General features: G+C 71.6%; 13 protein-coding genes. 1 reads left to right on the forward strand and 12 read right to left on the reverse strand.

Annotated elements, in window-relative coordinates:
- Position 1: 1 nt before the first annotated feature.
- Positions 2-1,123: an adenosine deaminase gene (locus tag NOCA_RS19375; protein WP_011756966.1), complete on the reverse strand. Its 1,122-nt coding sequence runs from the start codon at positions 1,121-1,123 to the stop codon at positions 2-4.
- A 65-nt stretch (positions 1,124-1,188) separates the two neighbouring features.
- On the opposite strand from NOCA_RS19375, the gene NOCA_RS19380 reads away from it, so the two are divergent.
- Complete coding sequence (locus NOCA_RS19380; protein ID WP_011756967.1) at positions 1,189-1,641, forward strand: MaoC family dehydratase; 453 nt, start codon at positions 1,189-1,191, stop codon at positions 1,639-1,641.
- Between the two features lie 7 nt (positions 1,642-1,648).
- On the opposite strand, the gene NOCA_RS19385 is transcribed toward NOCA_RS19380, so the two are convergent.
- The 11 genes from NOCA_RS19385 to NOCA_RS19435 form a co-directional block, all read right to left on the reverse strand.
- Positions 1,649-2,935, reverse strand: coding sequence for a thymidine phosphorylase (locus NOCA_RS19385; RefSeq protein WP_011756968.1), 1,287 nt, complete (start codon positions 2,933-2,935; stop codon positions 1,649-1,651).
- Positions 2,928-4,103, reverse strand: coding sequence for a cytochrome P450 (locus tag NOCA_RS19390; RefSeq protein WP_011756969.1), 1,176 nt, complete (start codon positions 4,101-4,103; stop codon positions 2,928-2,930). The genes NOCA_RS19385 and NOCA_RS19390 overlap by 8 nt, the downstream gene beginning before the upstream one ends.
- A complete protein-coding gene (locus NOCA_RS19395; protein ID WP_011756970.1) occupies positions 4,075-4,476 on the reverse strand; it encodes a cytidine deaminase in 402 nt (133 codons plus the stop codon). The genes NOCA_RS19390 and NOCA_RS19395 overlap by 29 nt, the downstream gene beginning before the upstream one ends.
- Positions 4,476-5,744: an ABC transporter permease gene (locus NOCA_RS28045; protein WP_041546707.1), complete on the reverse strand. Its 1,269-nt coding sequence runs from the start codon at positions 5,742-5,744 to the stop codon at positions 4,476-4,478. Before NOCA_RS28045 ends, NOCA_RS19395 begins: the two co-directional genes overlap by 1 nt.
- A gap of 76 nt (positions 5,745-5,820) precedes the next feature.
- Positions 5,821-6,936, reverse strand: a complete 1,116-nt coding sequence (locus NOCA_RS19405) for an ABC transporter permease (protein ID WP_011756972.1) — start codon at positions 6,934-6,936, stop codon at positions 5,821-5,823.
- The gene (locus NOCA_RS19410; protein ID WP_011756973.1) at positions 6,933-8,453 is read right to left on the reverse strand and encodes an ABC transporter ATP-binding protein; all 1,521 of its coding nucleotides are present in this window, start codon (positions 8,451-8,453) and stop codon (positions 6,933-6,935) included. Before NOCA_RS19410 ends, NOCA_RS19405 begins: the two co-directional genes overlap by 4 nt.
- 127 nt (positions 8,454-8,580) lie before the next feature.
- Positions 8,581-9,645 carry a BMP family lipoprotein gene (locus NOCA_RS19415; RefSeq protein ID WP_011756974.1) on the reverse strand — a complete coding sequence of 355 codons (1,065 nt, stop codon included), beginning with the start codon at positions 9,643-9,645 and terminating at the stop codon, positions 8,581-8,583.
- 132 nt (positions 9,646-9,777) lie between these two features.
- On the reverse strand, positions 9,778-10,998 hold the full coding sequence (locus NOCA_RS19420; protein ID WP_011756975.1) for an amidohydrolase: 1,221 nt from the start codon (positions 10,996-10,998) through the stop codon (positions 9,778-9,780).
- 55 nt (positions 10,999-11,053) lie between these two features.
- A complete protein-coding gene (gene meaB / locus NOCA_RS19425; RefSeq protein ID WP_011756976.1) occupies positions 11,054-12,040 on the reverse strand; it encodes a methylmalonyl Co-A mutase-associated GTPase MeaB in 987 nt (328 codons plus the stop codon).
- Positions 12,040-14,202 carry a methylmalonyl-CoA mutase gene (gene scpA / locus NOCA_RS19430; protein ID WP_011756977.1) on the reverse strand — a complete coding sequence of 721 codons (2,163 nt, stop codon included), beginning with the start codon at positions 14,200-14,202 and terminating at the stop codon, positions 12,040-12,042. The genes meaB and scpA overlap by 1 nt, the downstream gene beginning before the upstream one ends.
- Positions 14,199-15,914 (reverse strand): methylmalonyl-CoA mutase family protein, encoded by a 1,716-nt coding sequence (locus NOCA_RS19435; protein ID WP_140403963.1) that lies wholly within the window; start codon positions 15,912-15,914, stop codon positions 14,199-14,201. Before NOCA_RS19435 ends, scpA begins: the two co-directional genes overlap by 4 nt.
- Between the last annotated feature and the right edge of the window lie 56 nt (positions 15,915-15,970).

The raw sequence follows: 15,970 nt of genomic DNA on the forward strand, positions 1-15,970 counted from the left end.
ATCACGCGTGCTCGGCCTTGAGCACGGCGTACTCCGGCTTGATCACATCGGTGATCAGCGCCAGCCGCTCGTCGAAGGGCAGGAACGCCGACTTCATCGCGTTGATCGTGAACCACTCCAGGTCCTTCAACCCGTAGCCGAACGCCTCGACCAACGACCACAGCTCGTGGGTCACGGAGGTGCGGCTCATCAGCCGGTTGTCGGTGTTCACCGTCACCCGGAAGCCGAGCCGCTTCAGCAGCCCGATCGGGTGCTCGGCGATCGAGGTGGCCGCGCCGGTCTGCACGTTCGACCAGGGGCACATCTCCAGCGGGATCCGCTTGTCGCGGACGTACGCCGCCAGCAGGCCGAGGCTCACGGCCCCGTCCTCGGCGACCGTGATGTCGTCGATGATCCGGACGCCGTGCCCGAGCCGGTCGGCGCCACACCACTGGATGGCCTGCCAGATCGACGGCAGCCCGAAGCCCTCGCCGGCGTGGATCGTGAAGTGGGCGTTCTCCCGCTGCAGGTACTCGAACGCGTCCAGGTGGCGGGTGGGGGGATAGCCGGCCTCGGCACCGGCGATGTCGAAGCCGGCGACGCCGCGATCGCGCCACGCGACCGCGAGGTGGGCGATCTCCATCGACCGAGCCTGGTGCCGCATCGCGGTGAGCAGCTGGCGGACGACGATCCGCCCGCCGGCCGCCTCCACGCCCTGGTCGAAGCCCTCCTGGACCGCCGCGACGACCTCGTCGAGGCTCAGCCCCTGGACCACGTGCTGCTCGGGCGCGTAGCGGACCTCGGCGTACACCACGCCGTCGGCGACCAGGTCCTCCACGCACTCCCGCGCCACCCGGGTCAGCGCCGAGGCCGTCTGCATCACCGAGACCGTGTGGTCGAAGGTCTCCAGGTAGCGCTCCAGCGAGCCGGAGTCGGCGGCCTCCGCGAACCAGCGGCCGAGCGACTCGGCGGACAGGTCGCCCTCCACGGCCGGCAGCTGGTGCCCGATCTCCGCTGCGAGCTCGATGATCGACTGGGGCCGCAGCCCGCCGTCCAGGTGGTCGTGCAGCAGCGCCTTCGGCGCCCGCTGCACCTGGTCGAGGGTCGGGGACGGGTTCGGGGACGGGCTCGGCGACACGGTCATGCCGCGATCCTTTCACCTCTGGGCCCCGGTCCGCGCCGACTGCGGCGGACCGGTAGGTTCCCGGCATGCGCGTCTTCACGACCCTGGAACAGGTCGCCGCCGCGAGCGGCGAGGAGCTGGGCACCTCCGAGTGGCTCCCGATCGAGCAGGACCGGGTGGACCGGTTCGCCGAGGCCACCGGGGACCACCAGTGGATCCACGTCGACGTCGAGCGGGCGGCCACCGGGCCGTTCGGCGGCACCATCGCCCATGGCTACCTCACGCTGTCGCTGGTGCCGTTCCTGGGCAGCCAGGTGTTCTCGCTGGAGACCCCCGGGGCCAAGCTGAACTACGGCGTCAACAAGGTCCGCTTCCCCAACCCCGTCCGGGTCGGCAAGCGGGTCCGGGCGCACGTGACGCTCGCTGAGGTCGCCGAGATCCCGGCCGGCCAGCAGCTCACGCTGCGCTACACCGTCGAGATCGAGGGCGAGGCCAAGCCCGCCTGCGTCGCCGAGACCGTCGTCCTGCTCCTCCCCTGACCCCGGGTCAGGCGATCCGGTCGATCACCAGCGGCGTCGGGGTGTACGGCGAGTCCGCGGGCGCGATGTCGTAGCCGCCCCCGAGTGAGTCCAGGGCCCGCTCGAACCGGTGCTCGTCGTCGGTGAGCAGCGTGAACAGCGGCTGCCCCTCGGTGACGGCGTCCCCGGGGCGGGCGTGCCAGACGACGCCGGCGCCGGCCTGCACCGGGTCCTCCTTGCGGGCCCGGCCGGCGCCCAGCCGCCAGGCGGCCAGCCCGACGGCCATCGCGTCCAGCCGGGTCAGCACGCCGGACGCGGGAGCACTGACGACATGGCTCTCCCGCGCCTGCGGGAGCGCGGCGTCGGGGTCGCCGCCCTGGGCCCGGATCATCGCCTTCCAGGCGTCCATCGCGGAGCCGTCGGCCAGCTTGTCGGCCGGGTCGACGTCGTCGCGACCCGCGCCGGCCAGCATCTCGCGGGCCAGCGCCAGGGTCAGCTCCACGACGTCGGCCGGGCCGCCGCCGGCGAGCACCTCCACCGACTCGGCGACCTCGATCGCGTTGCCGGCGGTGCGCCCCAGGGGGGTAGACATGTCGGTCAGGAGCGCGACCGTGTGGACGCCCGCGTCCGTGCCGAGCGCGACCATCGTCTCGGCGAGCTCGCGCGCGGAGTCGATGTCCTTCATGAACGCGCCGGTGCCGACCTTGACGTCGAGCACCAGTGAGCCGGTGCCCTCGGCGATCTTCTTGGACATGATCGAGGAGGCGATCAGCGGGATCGCCTCGACGGTGCCGGTCACGTCGCGCAGCGCGTAGAGCTTCTTGTCCGCGGGCGCCAGCCCATCGCCGGCCGCGCAGATCACCGCACCCACCGACTCGAGCTGCGCCATCATCTCGTCGTTCGACAGGGCCGCCCGCCAGCCGGGGATGGCCTCGAGCTTGTCGAGGGTGCCACCCGTGTGGCCCAGGCCGCGCCCGGAGAGCTGCGGGACGGCGACCCCGCAGGCGGCGACCAGCGGCGCGAGCGGCAGCGTGATCTTGTCGCCGACCCCGCCGGTGGAGTGCTTGTCGGCGGTCGGCCGCGAGAGCGAGGAGAAGTCCATCCGCTCCCCCGACGCGATCATCGCGGCGGTCCAGCGGGCGATCTCGCGCCGGTTCATCCCGTTGAGCAGGATGGCCATCGCGAGCGACGACATCTGCTCGTCGGCGACCGCACCCCTGGTGTAGGCGTCGACCACCCAGTCGATCTGGCTGTCGGTCAGCTCGTGGCGGTCGCGCTTGGCGGCGATCACCTCGACGGCGTCATGGTCAGGCATGTGTTCCTCCCACGGGCACGCTACGGAACCCTCTCAACACGAACGTCCCGCGGCTCTCCGGCGCTCCGGTGAGGGCCAGGTCGGGGAACGTCTCGAACAGTTCGGACACCGACTCCGCCAGCTCCATCCTCGCGAGCGGGGCGCCCAGGCAGAAGTGCACACCGACCCCGAACGCCAGGTGGTTGTTGGGATCGCGGTCCACGTCGAACACGTCGGGGTCGTCGAAGACCGCCGGGTCGCGGTTCGCGGCGCCGAGCAGGGCGACGACCTTCTGCCCCTCCTCGACCAGCACGGCCTGCTCGCCCTCGCCGACCTGCACGTCCTCCATGGCGGTCCGCTCGAACAGCTGGAGCGCGGAGTCGAAGCGCAGCATCTCCTCGACCGTGCGAGGCACGTCGGACCCAGGACGCAGGCCGCGACGCAGCATCGCCGTCAGGCCGTTGCCGAACACGTTGACCGAGGCCTCGTGCCCGGCGTTGAGCAGCAGCACCACCGCGGCGACGACCTCGTCCTCGGTCAGCTCGGTCGCGACCAGGTCGGTGATCAGGTCCTCGGCGGGCGCCGTACGCCGCTCCCGCACCAGCTCGCGCACCAGGCCGGCGAAGTCGGTCGCGGCGGCGACGGCCGCGTCGACCGTCTCCTGCGGCGGCGAGACCTCGTACATCCGCACGATCGCCTGCGACCAGTCGCGCAGCGAGTGCGCGTAGGTGCGCGGCACCCCCAGCAGGTCCGCGATCACCAGCACCGGCAGCGGCTCGGCATAGTCCCCGACCACGTCGAAGCCCGCCGGGTCCACCCCGGCGAGCAGCTCGGCGGCCAGCTCCCGCACCCGCGGGCGCAGCCGCTCCACGTGCCCGCGGGCGAAGGCCGAGGCGACCGGGCGCCGGAGCCGGGTGTGCTCGGGCGGCTCGTTCTCCATCATCTGGTTGCGGTGCAGCAGGTTGAACGGCTCGAGGTGGTCGAGCGGCTCCTTGTCCTTCCAGAGCCGGCCCAGCCGCCGGTCGCGCTGCACCTGCCCGACCGTCGCGTGCGCGAACGTGAGGTACCGGCCGGTCGGCTCGTGCCACGCCACCGGGTGCCGCGCACGCTCGCGCGCGAAGTGCGGGTACGGGTCGGCGACGACGGCCGGGTCGGTCAGGTCAATCGAGGTCGTCGGGACCGAACGCATCCGGCAGCACCTCGTCCATCCGCTTCACGCCCGAGACCGTCCACAGCAGCAGCCCCGGCCCACCGTTCTCGTGCAGCAGCTGGCGGCACCGCCCGCACGGCATGATGATCTCGCGCTCGCCGTTGACGCACACGAAGTGCGTCAGCCGCCCGCCACCGCTGATGTGCAGCTGGCTGACCAGTCCGCACTCGGCGCACAGGCCGACGCCGTACGACGCGTTCTCGACGTTGCAGCCGACCACCGTCCGACCGTCGTCGACGAGCGCCGCGGCGCCGACCGAGAAGCGCGAGTACGGCACGTACGCGTGCCTCATCGCCTCCTCGGCCGCCGCCTTGAGCGACTCCCAGTCGAACTCGGTGTCCTGGGCGCTCACTACCCTGCGCTGCCCTTGCGGTAGATCTGCCCGTCGGCTGTCGGCATCCGCAATCGTTGTGAGGCGAAGGCGAGCACCAGCATCGTGATGACGTACGGCGTCATCCGGGTGAAGTCGCTCGGCACCTCGTCGATCGCGAAGTACAGCGCGCCGAGCGCGAGCGCCACGAACCCGGTCACGACCGCGGCCCGCTGCTGGCCCTGCCGGGCCTGCCAGACCGCCATGGCGAGCGCGAGCACTGCCAGTGCGAGCAGCAGCGCATGCACCGAGTCACCACCCTGGCGCAGGCTGAGCGTGTCGGTGTAGCCGAACAGGCCGGAGCCGGCCAGCAGGCCACCGGGGCGCCAGTTGCCGAAGATCATGGCTGCCAGGCCGATGTAGCCCCGCCCGGCCGTCTGCCCGTCGCGGTAGTTGCTCGACGCGACCATCGCGAGGAAGCCGCCACCCAGGCCGGCAAGGCCGCCGGAGACCAGGACCGCCACGAACTTGTAGCGCAGCACGCGGATACCGAGCGACTCCGCGGCCACCGGGCTCTCACCGCAGGAGCGCAGTCGCAGCCCGAACGGGGTGCGCCACAGCAGCCAGTAGCTGAGCAGCAGCAGCAGCACCGCGAGGACCACCAGCAGCGACAGGTTGGTCACCAGGGCCCGCAGCACGGCCGCGAGCTCGGAGACCACGAACAGGTCCTTCTTCTCGAGGTCGAACAGGCCGTCGCTGATCGGGTCGATGGTGACCGTCTGCACGTCGGGGATCTTCGGCGACTGCGTCTGCCCGCCGCCGGGCAGCCCGACGAAGGTGAGCGAGGCGAGGTACTGGACCGCACCGAGCGCGATGATGTTGATCGCGACACCGGAGATGATGTGGTCGACGCCGAAGATCACGGTCGCCACCGCGTGCACGAGGCCGCCGAGGACGCCCAACATGACCGCGCCCGCGACACCGGCCCAGGCGCCGTAGTGGTAGCCGAAGTAGCCGGCGCCCCAGGTGCCGAGGATCATCATGCCCTCGAGGCCGATGTTGACGATGCCGGCGCGCTCCGACCAGAGGCCGCCGAGACCGGCGAGCATGATCGGCACGGTGGCGATGAACATCGCCGAGACGGTGCCCGACGAGGTCAGGTCGTTCGCGCCGGTGATGATCTCCAGCACCGACAGCGCCGCCAGGATCGCGAAGAACCCGACGACGAACCACCAGCGGGGGATCTTGCGTCGAGGCTTGGCGCCGACGCTCGGCTCGGCCGCGTGGGTGGCGGTGGCGGGCACACTCATGCGCGTACTCGCTTCGCTCCGTGCGCGCATGAGGCACAGGACACGCTGTCTTGAATGATTCGCTCGCTGCGCTCGCTCATGCCTTGACCTCCTCGGCCGTGTCGTTCGATGTCTCGTTGCGTTCGCCCTCGAGGGCGCGGGCCACCTGCTGCTGTTCGAGGCGGTGGCGGTAGCGGCGCACGATCTCGTAGGAGATGACGACGGTCAGCACGATCACGCCCTGGGTGATGGCGACGATGTCGGGCGCGACGCCGACCAGGATCTGCAGCGGGTTGGACTGCTCGTCGAGGTAGGCGAACAGGAGCGCGCCGAGCGCGATCCCGATCGGGTTGTTACGGCCCAACAGCGCGATCGCGATGCCGGCGAAGCCGAGGCCGGACTGGAACGTCGAGCCGTAGGTGTAGGAGTCGCCGAACAGGATCGGGAGGCCGACCAGCCCGGCGAGGCCGCCGGAGATCAGCATCGCGGTGACGGTCATCCGCTTCACGCTGATGCCGCTCGCGACCGCTGCGGTGGTCGACTGCCCGGTCGCGCGCAGGTCGAAGCCGAACCGGGTGCGGTTGAGGACGAACCAGAACGCGAACCCGACCACGGCGGCGATGATGATGAAGCCGTAGATCTCGTAGCCACCGCCGATCCCGATGTTGGGGATCCGGCTGCCCTCGGGGATCTCCTTGGTGCCGATCTGGTTGCTGCCCTCCTCGCGCACCGCGACCTGGCGCAACAGGTAGGCGACCAGGAAGGTCGCGATCGCGTTGAGCATGATCGTGGAGATGACCTCGCTGACGCCGCGGGTCGCCCGCAGCACGCCCGCGATGCCGGCCCAGATCGCACCCACCGCCATCGCGCAGACGATCGCCAGCGCGGTGTTGAGGTAGCCCGGAAGCCAGGCCTCGCCGGCGACGACGGCGCCGGTGAACGCCGCAACCCGGTACTGCCCGTCGACGCCGATGTTGAACAGGTTCATCCGGAAGCCGACGGCCACCGCGATGCCGGAGAGGTAGAGCACGGTGGCGTTGTCGATGATGTTCGCCAGGTTGCGCTTCTCGGGGACCGAGAGGATCTGGTCCCAGACGTCGATCACCGGATCGCCGGCTGCGAGCAGCACCAGGCTGGTGATTGCGAACGCCGAGGCGAGCGCCAGGACGGGCGTGCTGAGGGCGAGCAGCACCCGGGTCAGCCGCCCGGTCATGCCGGGGCCCCCGCTCCGGTCATCGCCGACCCGAGCTGCTCGGGCGTGACGTCGTCGGGGTCGAAGCTGCCGACCAGGCGGCCTCGCAGGATGACCTCGATCCGATCGGAGAGCCCGATCAGCTCGTCGAGGTCGGCAGAGATCAGCAGCACGGCCAGCCCTTCACGTCGAGCCCTCTTGATGTGGTCCCAGATCGCGGCCTGGGCGCCGACGTCGACCCCACGGGTCGGGTGGCCGGCGATCAGCAGGATCGGGTCGCTGCTCATCTCTCGACCGACGATCAGCTTCTGCTGGTTGCCGCCCGAGAGCGCCCTGGCCAGCACGTCCGGTCCGGGCGTGCGCACGTCGTAGTCGGTGATGATCCGCTGGGTGTCCTCACGCGCGGCGCCGCGGTGGATCAGGCCGTGGCGTACGCCGGGCGGTCGGGTCTGGTGGCCGAGGATCCGGTTCTCCCACAGCGGGGAGTCCAGCAGCAGCCCGTGCCGGTGCCGGTCCTCGGGGATGTAGCCGACGCCCGCCTCCCGGCGCTGGCCGGTGGAGCGCTCGGTGAGGTCGGTCCCGTCGAGCTCGATGTGTCCGGTCGCGCCGGGGCGCATGCCCATGATCGACTCGACCAGCTCGGCCTGGCCGTTGCCCTCGACCCCGGCGATGCCGAGGATCTCGCCGCGGTGGATCTTGAACGAGATGTTCTCGAGCAGCGGCCGGCCGCCCGGGTTGGGCAGCGAGAGGTCCTCGACCGAGAGGAGCACGTGGTCGGTCACGGTGGAGGCCTCGGTGGACGGCGAGGGGAGCTCGGAGCCCACCATCAGCTCGGCGAGCTGGCGGGCGGTGACGCCGGCCGGATCGACGGTCTTGACCGTGGTCCCGCGCCGGATCACGGTGATCTCGTCGGCGACGGAGAGCACCTCGTCGAGCTTGTGCGAGATGAAGATGACGCTGAGCCCCTCGTTCTTGAGCTCGCGCAGGTTGCCGAACAGCTCGTCGACCTCGTGTGGGACGAGCACGGCGGTCGGCTCGTCGAGGATGACGATCTGCGCACCCCGGTAGAGGACCTTGAGGATCTCGACCCGCTGGCGGGCGCCGACGCCGAGGTCCTCGACCAGGCGGTCGGGCTCGATCCCGAGGCCGTAGGCGTCGGAGATCCGTCGGATCTCGGCGCGCGCCTTGGCCCCGATGCCGTGCCGCTTCTCGGCGCCGAGCACGACGTTCTCGAGCACCGTGAGGTTGTCGGCGAGCATGAAGTGCTGGAAGACCATGCCGACGCCGACCTTGATCGCGTCGGCCGGCGAGTGCAGGGAGACCTGCTCGCCGTTGATCTCGATGGTGCCCGAGTCGGGGGGCTGCACGCCGTAGAGGATCTTCATCAGCGTGGACTTGCCGGCGCCGTTCTCTCCGACGATCGCGTGGATGGTGCCGCGACGGACGTCGATGTTGATGTCGTCGTTGGCGATCACGCCGGGGAACCGCTTGCCGATTCCGCGCAGGCGGACCGCGATGTCCGGGGCTGGGGTGGGCACTATCCGTGACCTCCTTGTCAGGCTCGACCGATGACGCTACCGGTTCGGCGGCGTCGGGGGCGCGACAGGCCCGCGGGGCAGAGTGCCCCGCGGGCCCGTCACAGGTGTTGCTTCGTTCAGCGGTGGATCACTTGGGCTCGGTCGGGACCGTGATCTTGCCGTCGATGATCTGCTGCTTGTAGTCGTCGAGCTGACCGGTGATGTCGTCGATCATCCCGCCGCTGGTGGAGTAGCCCACACCGTCGACCGACAGGTCGTAGGTGGTGACGCCGGTCGGGAAGCTCCCGTCGTTGACCTGCTTGAGGTACTCGTAGACCGCAACGTTCACGTTCTTGAGCATCGAGGTCATGATGACGTCCTGGACGGACGGGTCGGCGGTGTTGTACTGGTCGGAGTCGACACCGATCGCGAGGTTGCCGGACTCGGCGGCCGCCTCGAAGACGCCACCACCGGAGCCACCGGCGGCGTGGTAGACGATGTCGGCGCCGGCGTCGTACATGCCCTGCGCAGCGGTCTTGCCCTTGGCCGGGTCACCGAAGCCGGAGAAGTCCGGAACCTGGGTCAGGTAGGTGACGTCGACCTTGATGTTCGGGTTGACGGCCGCGACGCCGGCCTCGTAGCCGGCCTGGAACTTCTGGATCAGCGGGGTCTCGACGCCGCCGATGAAGCCGACGTGGTCGGTCTTGGTCTTCAGCGCGGCAGCCGCGCCGACCAGGAACGAGCCCTGCTCCTCGGCGAAGACCAGGCTGGCGACGTTCGGGACGTCCGCGAGGCTGGAGTCGTCGATGATCGCGAAGTGCACGTCCGGGTACTCCGCCGCGACCTTGCCGACCGATGCGGCGTAGGCGAAGCCCACCGCGATGATCGGGTCGAAGCCGGCGTCGGCGAAGGTGCGCAGCCGCTCCTCGCGGGCGTTCTCGGCCTCGCCGTCCTCGGCCTCGGACTCGTTGGCGGTCATGCCGAACTCCTCGACCGCCTGGTCGAGACCGGCGGCCGCCGAGTCGTTGAAGGACTGGTCGCCGCGTCCGCCGACGTCGTAGGCCATGCCGACCTTGACGTCGGACTGGGGGGCCGAGGAGCTCGGGGTGTCGGACCCGGTGGTGCTCTCGCCGTCACTGTCGCTGCTGCCGCATGCGCCGAGGGCCAGGATGCCGGCCGTCAGCAGGGCTGCGAACTTCGTGGTGCGTCGCAAGACGCCCTCCTTCGTGTTCTGTGGACGCCCTACCGGGCGCGAAACACCGGCCACACTAGGGCCTGCGTCCGGCCGTCACAGCCACATCACGAAGTTGTTATCGAGTCGATGCCAGACGGCACGAGATTCCTCTTAAAGGTCCCCGATCGAGGTGACCAAGGACTCTGCCGCGACGTGCGCCAGCACCTTCGCGCCGATCGCCACCGCGCGCTCGTCGACGCGCAGGTTCCCCTGATGCAGGTCGTACGTCGGACCGCCTGGCGTCCGCGTGCCGAGCCGGCCCATCGCGCCCGGCACCCGGTCGAGGTACCAGCCGAAGTCCTCGCCGCCGAGGCTCTGCTGGGTGGGAACGTGCCCAACCTGCCCGACCACCCGTTCGACCGCGTGGCCGAGCAGCACGATCGACTCGACGTCGTTGACGACCGGCGGCACGCCGCGCTGGTAGTCGACCTGCGCGTGCACGCCGTACGGCGCGACGATCTGCTCGACCAGCACCGGCACCAGCTTCTCCGCCTCCGACCAGGCGATCGCGTCGAGCATCCGCACGGTGCCACCGATCCGGCCGGTCGCGGGGATGACGTTGTGGGCGGATCCGGCGCGCACCACGCCCCACACCACGCTGACGCCCGCGCGCGGGTCGAGCCGCCGGGACAGGATCGAGGGCAGCTCGGTGACCACCTTCCCGAGCGCGTAGGTGAGGTCCTCGGTCAGGTGCGGGCGGGAGGTGTGCCCGCCGGAGCCGGTCAGCGTCACCTCGAGGTGGTCGGCCGCGCCGGTGATCGGGCCCTCGCGCAGCCCGACCCGGCCGACGTCCAGGCTGGGATCGCAGTGCAGGCCGAAGAGCTGGGTGACCTCGTCGAGGGCGCCGAGCTCGATCAGGGAGAGCGCACCGCCGGGCATCACCTCCTCGGCCGGCTGGAAGAGCAGCCGCACCCGGCCGGGCAGCAGTCCCTCGGCGTGCAGCCGCGAGAGGGCGAGCGCGGCGCCGACCAGGGACGTGGTGTGCACGTCGTGGCCGCAGGCGTGGGTCACGCCCTCGACCGTGCTCGACCAGGGGTCGTCGGTGAGGTCGGCCACCGGGAGCGCATCGAGGTCGGCCCGCAGCGCGACGACCGGGCCGACCGTGCCGATCTCGGCCAGCAGCCCGCTGCGCGGGAGCTCGGTCACCCCCCAGCCGCTGCGGCGCAGCCGCGCGGCGACCAGGGCGGTGGTGCGCAGCTCGCGCCAGGAGAGCTCCGGGTGGGCGTGCAGGTCGCGCCGCAGGGCGATCAGCTCGTCGTGGGACTCGCCGACGGTCGTCTCGATCAGCGAGTCGACGCGCGTCGGCGGCGGAGTGGGCTCGTCCTCGGGCATCGCACTCGAGGTTAGTTCACCTGCCGTTCGCCCGCCGCATCGTGTCTCGCGGCGGTCAGCGACTCTCGTCGAAGGCGGTCAGGATCCGGTCGGCCGCGACCGTCGCGGGCAGCTCGCCGGAGAGCACCGTGTCGCGCACCTCGTCGCGGATCGCGCGGACCCCGGGTGAGTGCCGCAGGCGCTGCTCGAGCTCGTCGCGGACCAGCGCCCAGGTGAAGTCCAGCTGCTGGTGGGCGCGCTTGCGGGCCAGACCCTCCTCGCCCAGGTGGCTGCGGTGCGAGAGGACCCGCGCCCACACCTCGTCGACGCCGATGTCGTCGAGCGCGGAGCAGGTCACCACGGGCGGTGCCCACTCGTCCCGGCCGCGCACCAGGCGCAGCGCACCGGCGAGGTCCCGGGCCGCGACCCGCGCCTCCTGCTGACGGTCGCCGTCGGCCTTGTTGACCGCGATCACGTCCGCGATCTCCAAGATGCCCTTCTTGATGCCCTGGAGCTGGTCGCCGGTGCGGGCCAGGGTGAGGAACAGGAACGTGTCGACCATGCCCGCGACGGTGACCTCGGACTGGCCGACGCCGACGGTCTCCACCAGCACGACGTCGTACCCGGCGCCCTCGAGCACGCCCATCGCCTGCACCGTGGCGCGGGCGACGCCGCCGAGCGTGCCCGCCGACGGCGAGGGCCGGATGAACGCACGCTGGTCCTGCGCGAGCCGGGCCATCCGGGTCTTGTCGCCGAGCACCGATCCGCCGGTGCGCACCGAGCTGGGGTCGACGGCGAGCACACCGACCCGGTGCCCCGCGGCGGTCAGGCGGATACCGAGCGCCTCGATGAACGTGGACTTGCCGACCCCCGGCACGCCGGAGATCCCGACCCGCACCGCGTCGCGGCCCTCGCGCGCGAGCTCGGTCAGGAGCTCGCGGGCCTGCGCCCGGTGCTGGGGGCGGGTCGACTCGACCAGGGTGATCGCCCGCGACACCGCGGCACGCCGGCCCTCGCGGATGCCCTCGACGAGCCCCTCGACGAGGCCGGGAACGTCCGGCATCAGTGGCCGAGCTGCTCGCGCAGCCGGGCCAGCAGGTCGAGGGCGGACCCGGCGATGACCGTGCCGGGCAGGAACACCGCGGCGGCGCCCATCTCCATCAGCGTCGCCACGTCGTCGGGCGGGATCACCCCGCCGATCACGATCATGATGTCCGGCCGGCCCTGGTCGGCCAGCGCCTTCTTCAGCGCGGGCAGCAGCGTCAGGTGGCCGGCCGCGAGCGAGGAGACCCCCACGATGTGGACGTCCGCGTCCACCGCCTGCTGGGCGACCTCCTCGGGCGTGGAGAACAGCGGCCCCACGTCCACGTCGAAGCCCAGGTCGGCGAACGCGCTGACCACGACCTTCTGGCCGCGGTCGTGGCCGTCCTGGCCCATCTTCGCGACGAGGATCCGCGGGCGCCGGCCCTCGGCCTCCTCGAACCGCTCGGTCTCCTCCAGCACCTGGGCGACGACCGCGTCGCCGGCCCGGTCCGCCTCGGCCCTGTACACGCCGCTGATGGTACGGATCACGGCCTGGTGCCGCCCGTACACCTTCTCCAGCGCTGCGGAGATCTCCCCCACGGTCGCCTTCGCGCGGGCGGCGTCGACCGCGAGCGCGAGCAGGTTCCCGTCGAGGCTGCTCGAGGGGCCCTGGTCGGCGGCGTTGGTCAGCGCCTCGAGGGTGCGCTCGACCTCGTGGTCGTCGCGCTCGGCCCGGAGCCGCTCGAGCTTGGCGATCTGCTGGCGATAGACGTCGTCGTTGTCGACCTTGAGCACGTCCAGCTTGTCCTCGGCCGCCAGCCGGTAGGTGTTGACGCCGATCACCTTCTGGCTGCCTGCGTCGATCCGCGCCTGCGTGCGGGCGGCAGCCTCCTCGATGCGCATCTTCGGGATGCCCTGCTCGATCGCGGCCGCCATGCCACCGGCTTCCTCGGCCTCGAGGATGTGCGCCCAGGCCCGCTCGGCGAGATCGTGGGTCAGCCGCTCCACGTAGTAGGAGCCGGCCCACGGGTCGATGGTGCCGGTGGTGCCGCTCTCCTGCTGGAGCAGCAGCTGGGTGTTGCGGGCGATCCGGGCCGAGAAGTCGGTCGGCAGCGCGATCGCCTCGTCCAGTGCGTTGGTGTGCAGCGACTGGGTGTGTCCCTGGGTCGCCGCCATCGCCTCGATGCAGGTGCGTCCGACGTTGTTGAAGACGTCCTGCGCGGTCAGCGACCAGCCGGAGGTCTGGCTGTGGGTGCGCAGGCTGAGCGACTTGGGGTTCTGCGGGTCGAACTGGCGCACCAGCCGGGCCCACAGGGCCCGCGCGGCGCGCATCTTCGCGACCTCCATGAAGAAGTTCATGCCGATCGCCCAGAAGAACGACAGCCGCGGCGCGAACCGGTCGATGTCGAGCCCCGCGGACAGGCCGGCCCGGATGTACTCGACACCGTCGGCCAGCGTGTAGGCCAGCTCCAGGTCGTTGGTGGCCCCCGCCTCCTGCATGTGGTACCCGGAGATCGAGATCGAGTTGAAGCGCGGCATCCGCTCGGCGGTGTACCGGAAGATGTCGCTGATGATCCGCATGCTCGGGGCCGGCGGGTAGATGTAGGTGTTGCGGACCATGAACTCCTTGAGGATGTCGTTCTGGATGGTCCCCGCGAGCAGCGAAGGCTTCACCCCCTGCTCCTCGGCCGCCGCGATGTAGAGCGCCATGATCGGCAGCACCGCGCCGTTCATGGTCATCGAGACCGACATCGCGTCGAGCGGGATGCCGTCGAACAGCGTGCGGGCGTCGTAGATCGAGTCGATGGCGACACCGGCCATGCCGACGTCGCCGCGGACCCGCGGGTGGTCGGAGTCGTAGCCGCGGTGGGTGGCCAGGTCGAACGCGACGCTGAGGCCCTTCTGGCCGGCCGCGAGGTTGCGGCGGTAGAACGCGTTGGACTCCTCCGCGGTGGAGAAGCCGGCGTACTGCCGGATGGTCCACGGCTGGGTGGTGTACATCGTCGGGTAGGGGCCGCGCAGGAACGGGCTCAGGCCCGGCAGCGTGTCGAGGGCGTCGAGGCCCTCGAGGTCGGCGGGCGTGTAGAGCCCCTTGATGTCGATGCCTTCGGGGGCCAGCCAGGTGCGGTCGGCCCCCTCGTCGGCGGCGCCCGCCGCGCCGCCGGTGAGCGGCAGCCCGCGGAAGGTCTTGGGGACGGTCACGACAGCTTCTCCCTCGTCCGGGTCAGGAAGTCCAAGGCGTCGACCCCGAGTGCACAGGAGTCGTCCACCGCCTCGCCGAGCGGGCCGGCGGGCTTGCCGGCGAGGATCAGGTGCCGGGCGCCGGCGGCGCGCAGAGCCGCGGCCGCCTCGGCGCCCCACTCGGCGTAGGTCGGGTCCGAGCCGGCCAGGCAGACCACCGGCTGCCCGGCGTACGCCGCGACCACCTCACCGGGGTCGGCCGTCGGACCGGAAACCTCGACGCCGATCCCGCCGGCGGCGAACAGGTTGGTGGCGAACGTCGCCCGCGCCGTGTGGGCGGCGATGGTGCCCAGCGTGGCCAGGAAGACCGGCGTCGGTGACGGGTCGTCGCGCAGTGCCTCGAACGGGGCGCCGTAGGAGGCCACCCCGTCCCAGCCGTCGTACGGCGCCCGCTCGGGCAGCACCTCGGCGGCGTTCGGGAACTCGCTCAGCCCGGTGATCGGCCGCTTGCGCCGGGCGATCTCGGCCGCGCGCCGGGCGACGGTCTCGGCGATGGCGCCGTCCAGCGGCGCACCGTCGTCCAGCTGCCCGAACAGATCCCACGCCGCCAGCGCCAGGTCGTCGGTGAGCTTCTCGACGGCGTACGCGCCGCCGGCCGGGTCCGCGACGTGCGCGACGTGTGCCTCGTCGATCAGCAGGTGCGAGGTGTTGCGCGCGATCCGGCGCCCGAGCTGCTCGGGGCGACCCAGCGGGCCGTCGAAGGGCAGCACCGTGACGGCGTCCGCGCCGCCCACGCCGGCGGCGAAGGCCGCGACCGTGGTGCGGAGCATGTTCACGTACGGGTCGTAGCGCGTCATCATCGGCCGGCTGGTGACCGCGTGCTGGCGCTGGGACAGGTCGCCGGCCCCGCTGAGCTCGAGCACCCGGGCCCACAGTCGGCGGGCCGCGCGGAGCTTCGCGATGGTCGGGAACTGCTCGTCGGTCGCCGCGTAGCGGAACTCGACCAGGCCGGCCGCCTGCTCGACCGGGAGGCCTTCGTCCGTGAGCGTGCGCAGGTACGCCGCGCCGATGGCGATCGACCAGGCGAGCTCCTGGACGTCCGAGCCGCCCCGGTCGTGGACGGTGGTCGCGTCGACGACGAAGCCGAGCACCCCGCGGTCGGCGGCGCGGCGGGCGGCCTCGGCGGTGGCGTCCTGCGCGGCGACGCCGAGGTTGGTCAGCGGGTGCAGCTCGCGACCCTCGGCGTACGCGAGCAGGGCGGTGGGGTCGACGCCGTCGAGGACCACCGGCGCGAGGTCGAGGCGGACGCCCCCCAGGAGCGTGCCCAGGTCGGCCCCGCCCCGGAGCCACAGTGAGGTGGCGCCGCCCTCGAGGTCGACGAGGACCTCCTCGTTCGCGGTCTTCGCGTCGGCGCCGTCGACCTGCACCCGCACGTCCCAGTCGCCCTGGCGGGTCGGGCGTCCGACCGTCGTCACCTCGTCGAGCAGGGCGCGGGTCCCGAGCGGCGTGACCCCGATCCCGTCCAGCGTGGACCGGGTGAGCTTCTCCCAGACCAGGTCGTCGGGGTCCTCGTCGGTCAACCGGCGGGCCTTGCGCAGGACGGCGGCCGCGCCCCTCTCCCAGTCCGCGATCGTCCACGCGTCCTCGGGGGAGGCGAGGTCCAGCGACCCCTGCTCAGGCTCGAGCCGTGCCGGCTCGTCGAGGCCGCCTTCCACTCCACCGTCCACACTCATGCCCCGAACGATAGGTGTGCGGCACACCGCGGGGCCACGCGATGTGACGTTTTCGA

It is taken from the genome of Nocardioides sp. JS614 (assembly GCF_000015265.1).
In the GTDB taxonomy this organism is placed as follows: domain Bacteria; phylum Actinomycetota; class Actinomycetes; order Propionibacteriales; family Nocardioidaceae; genus Nocardioides.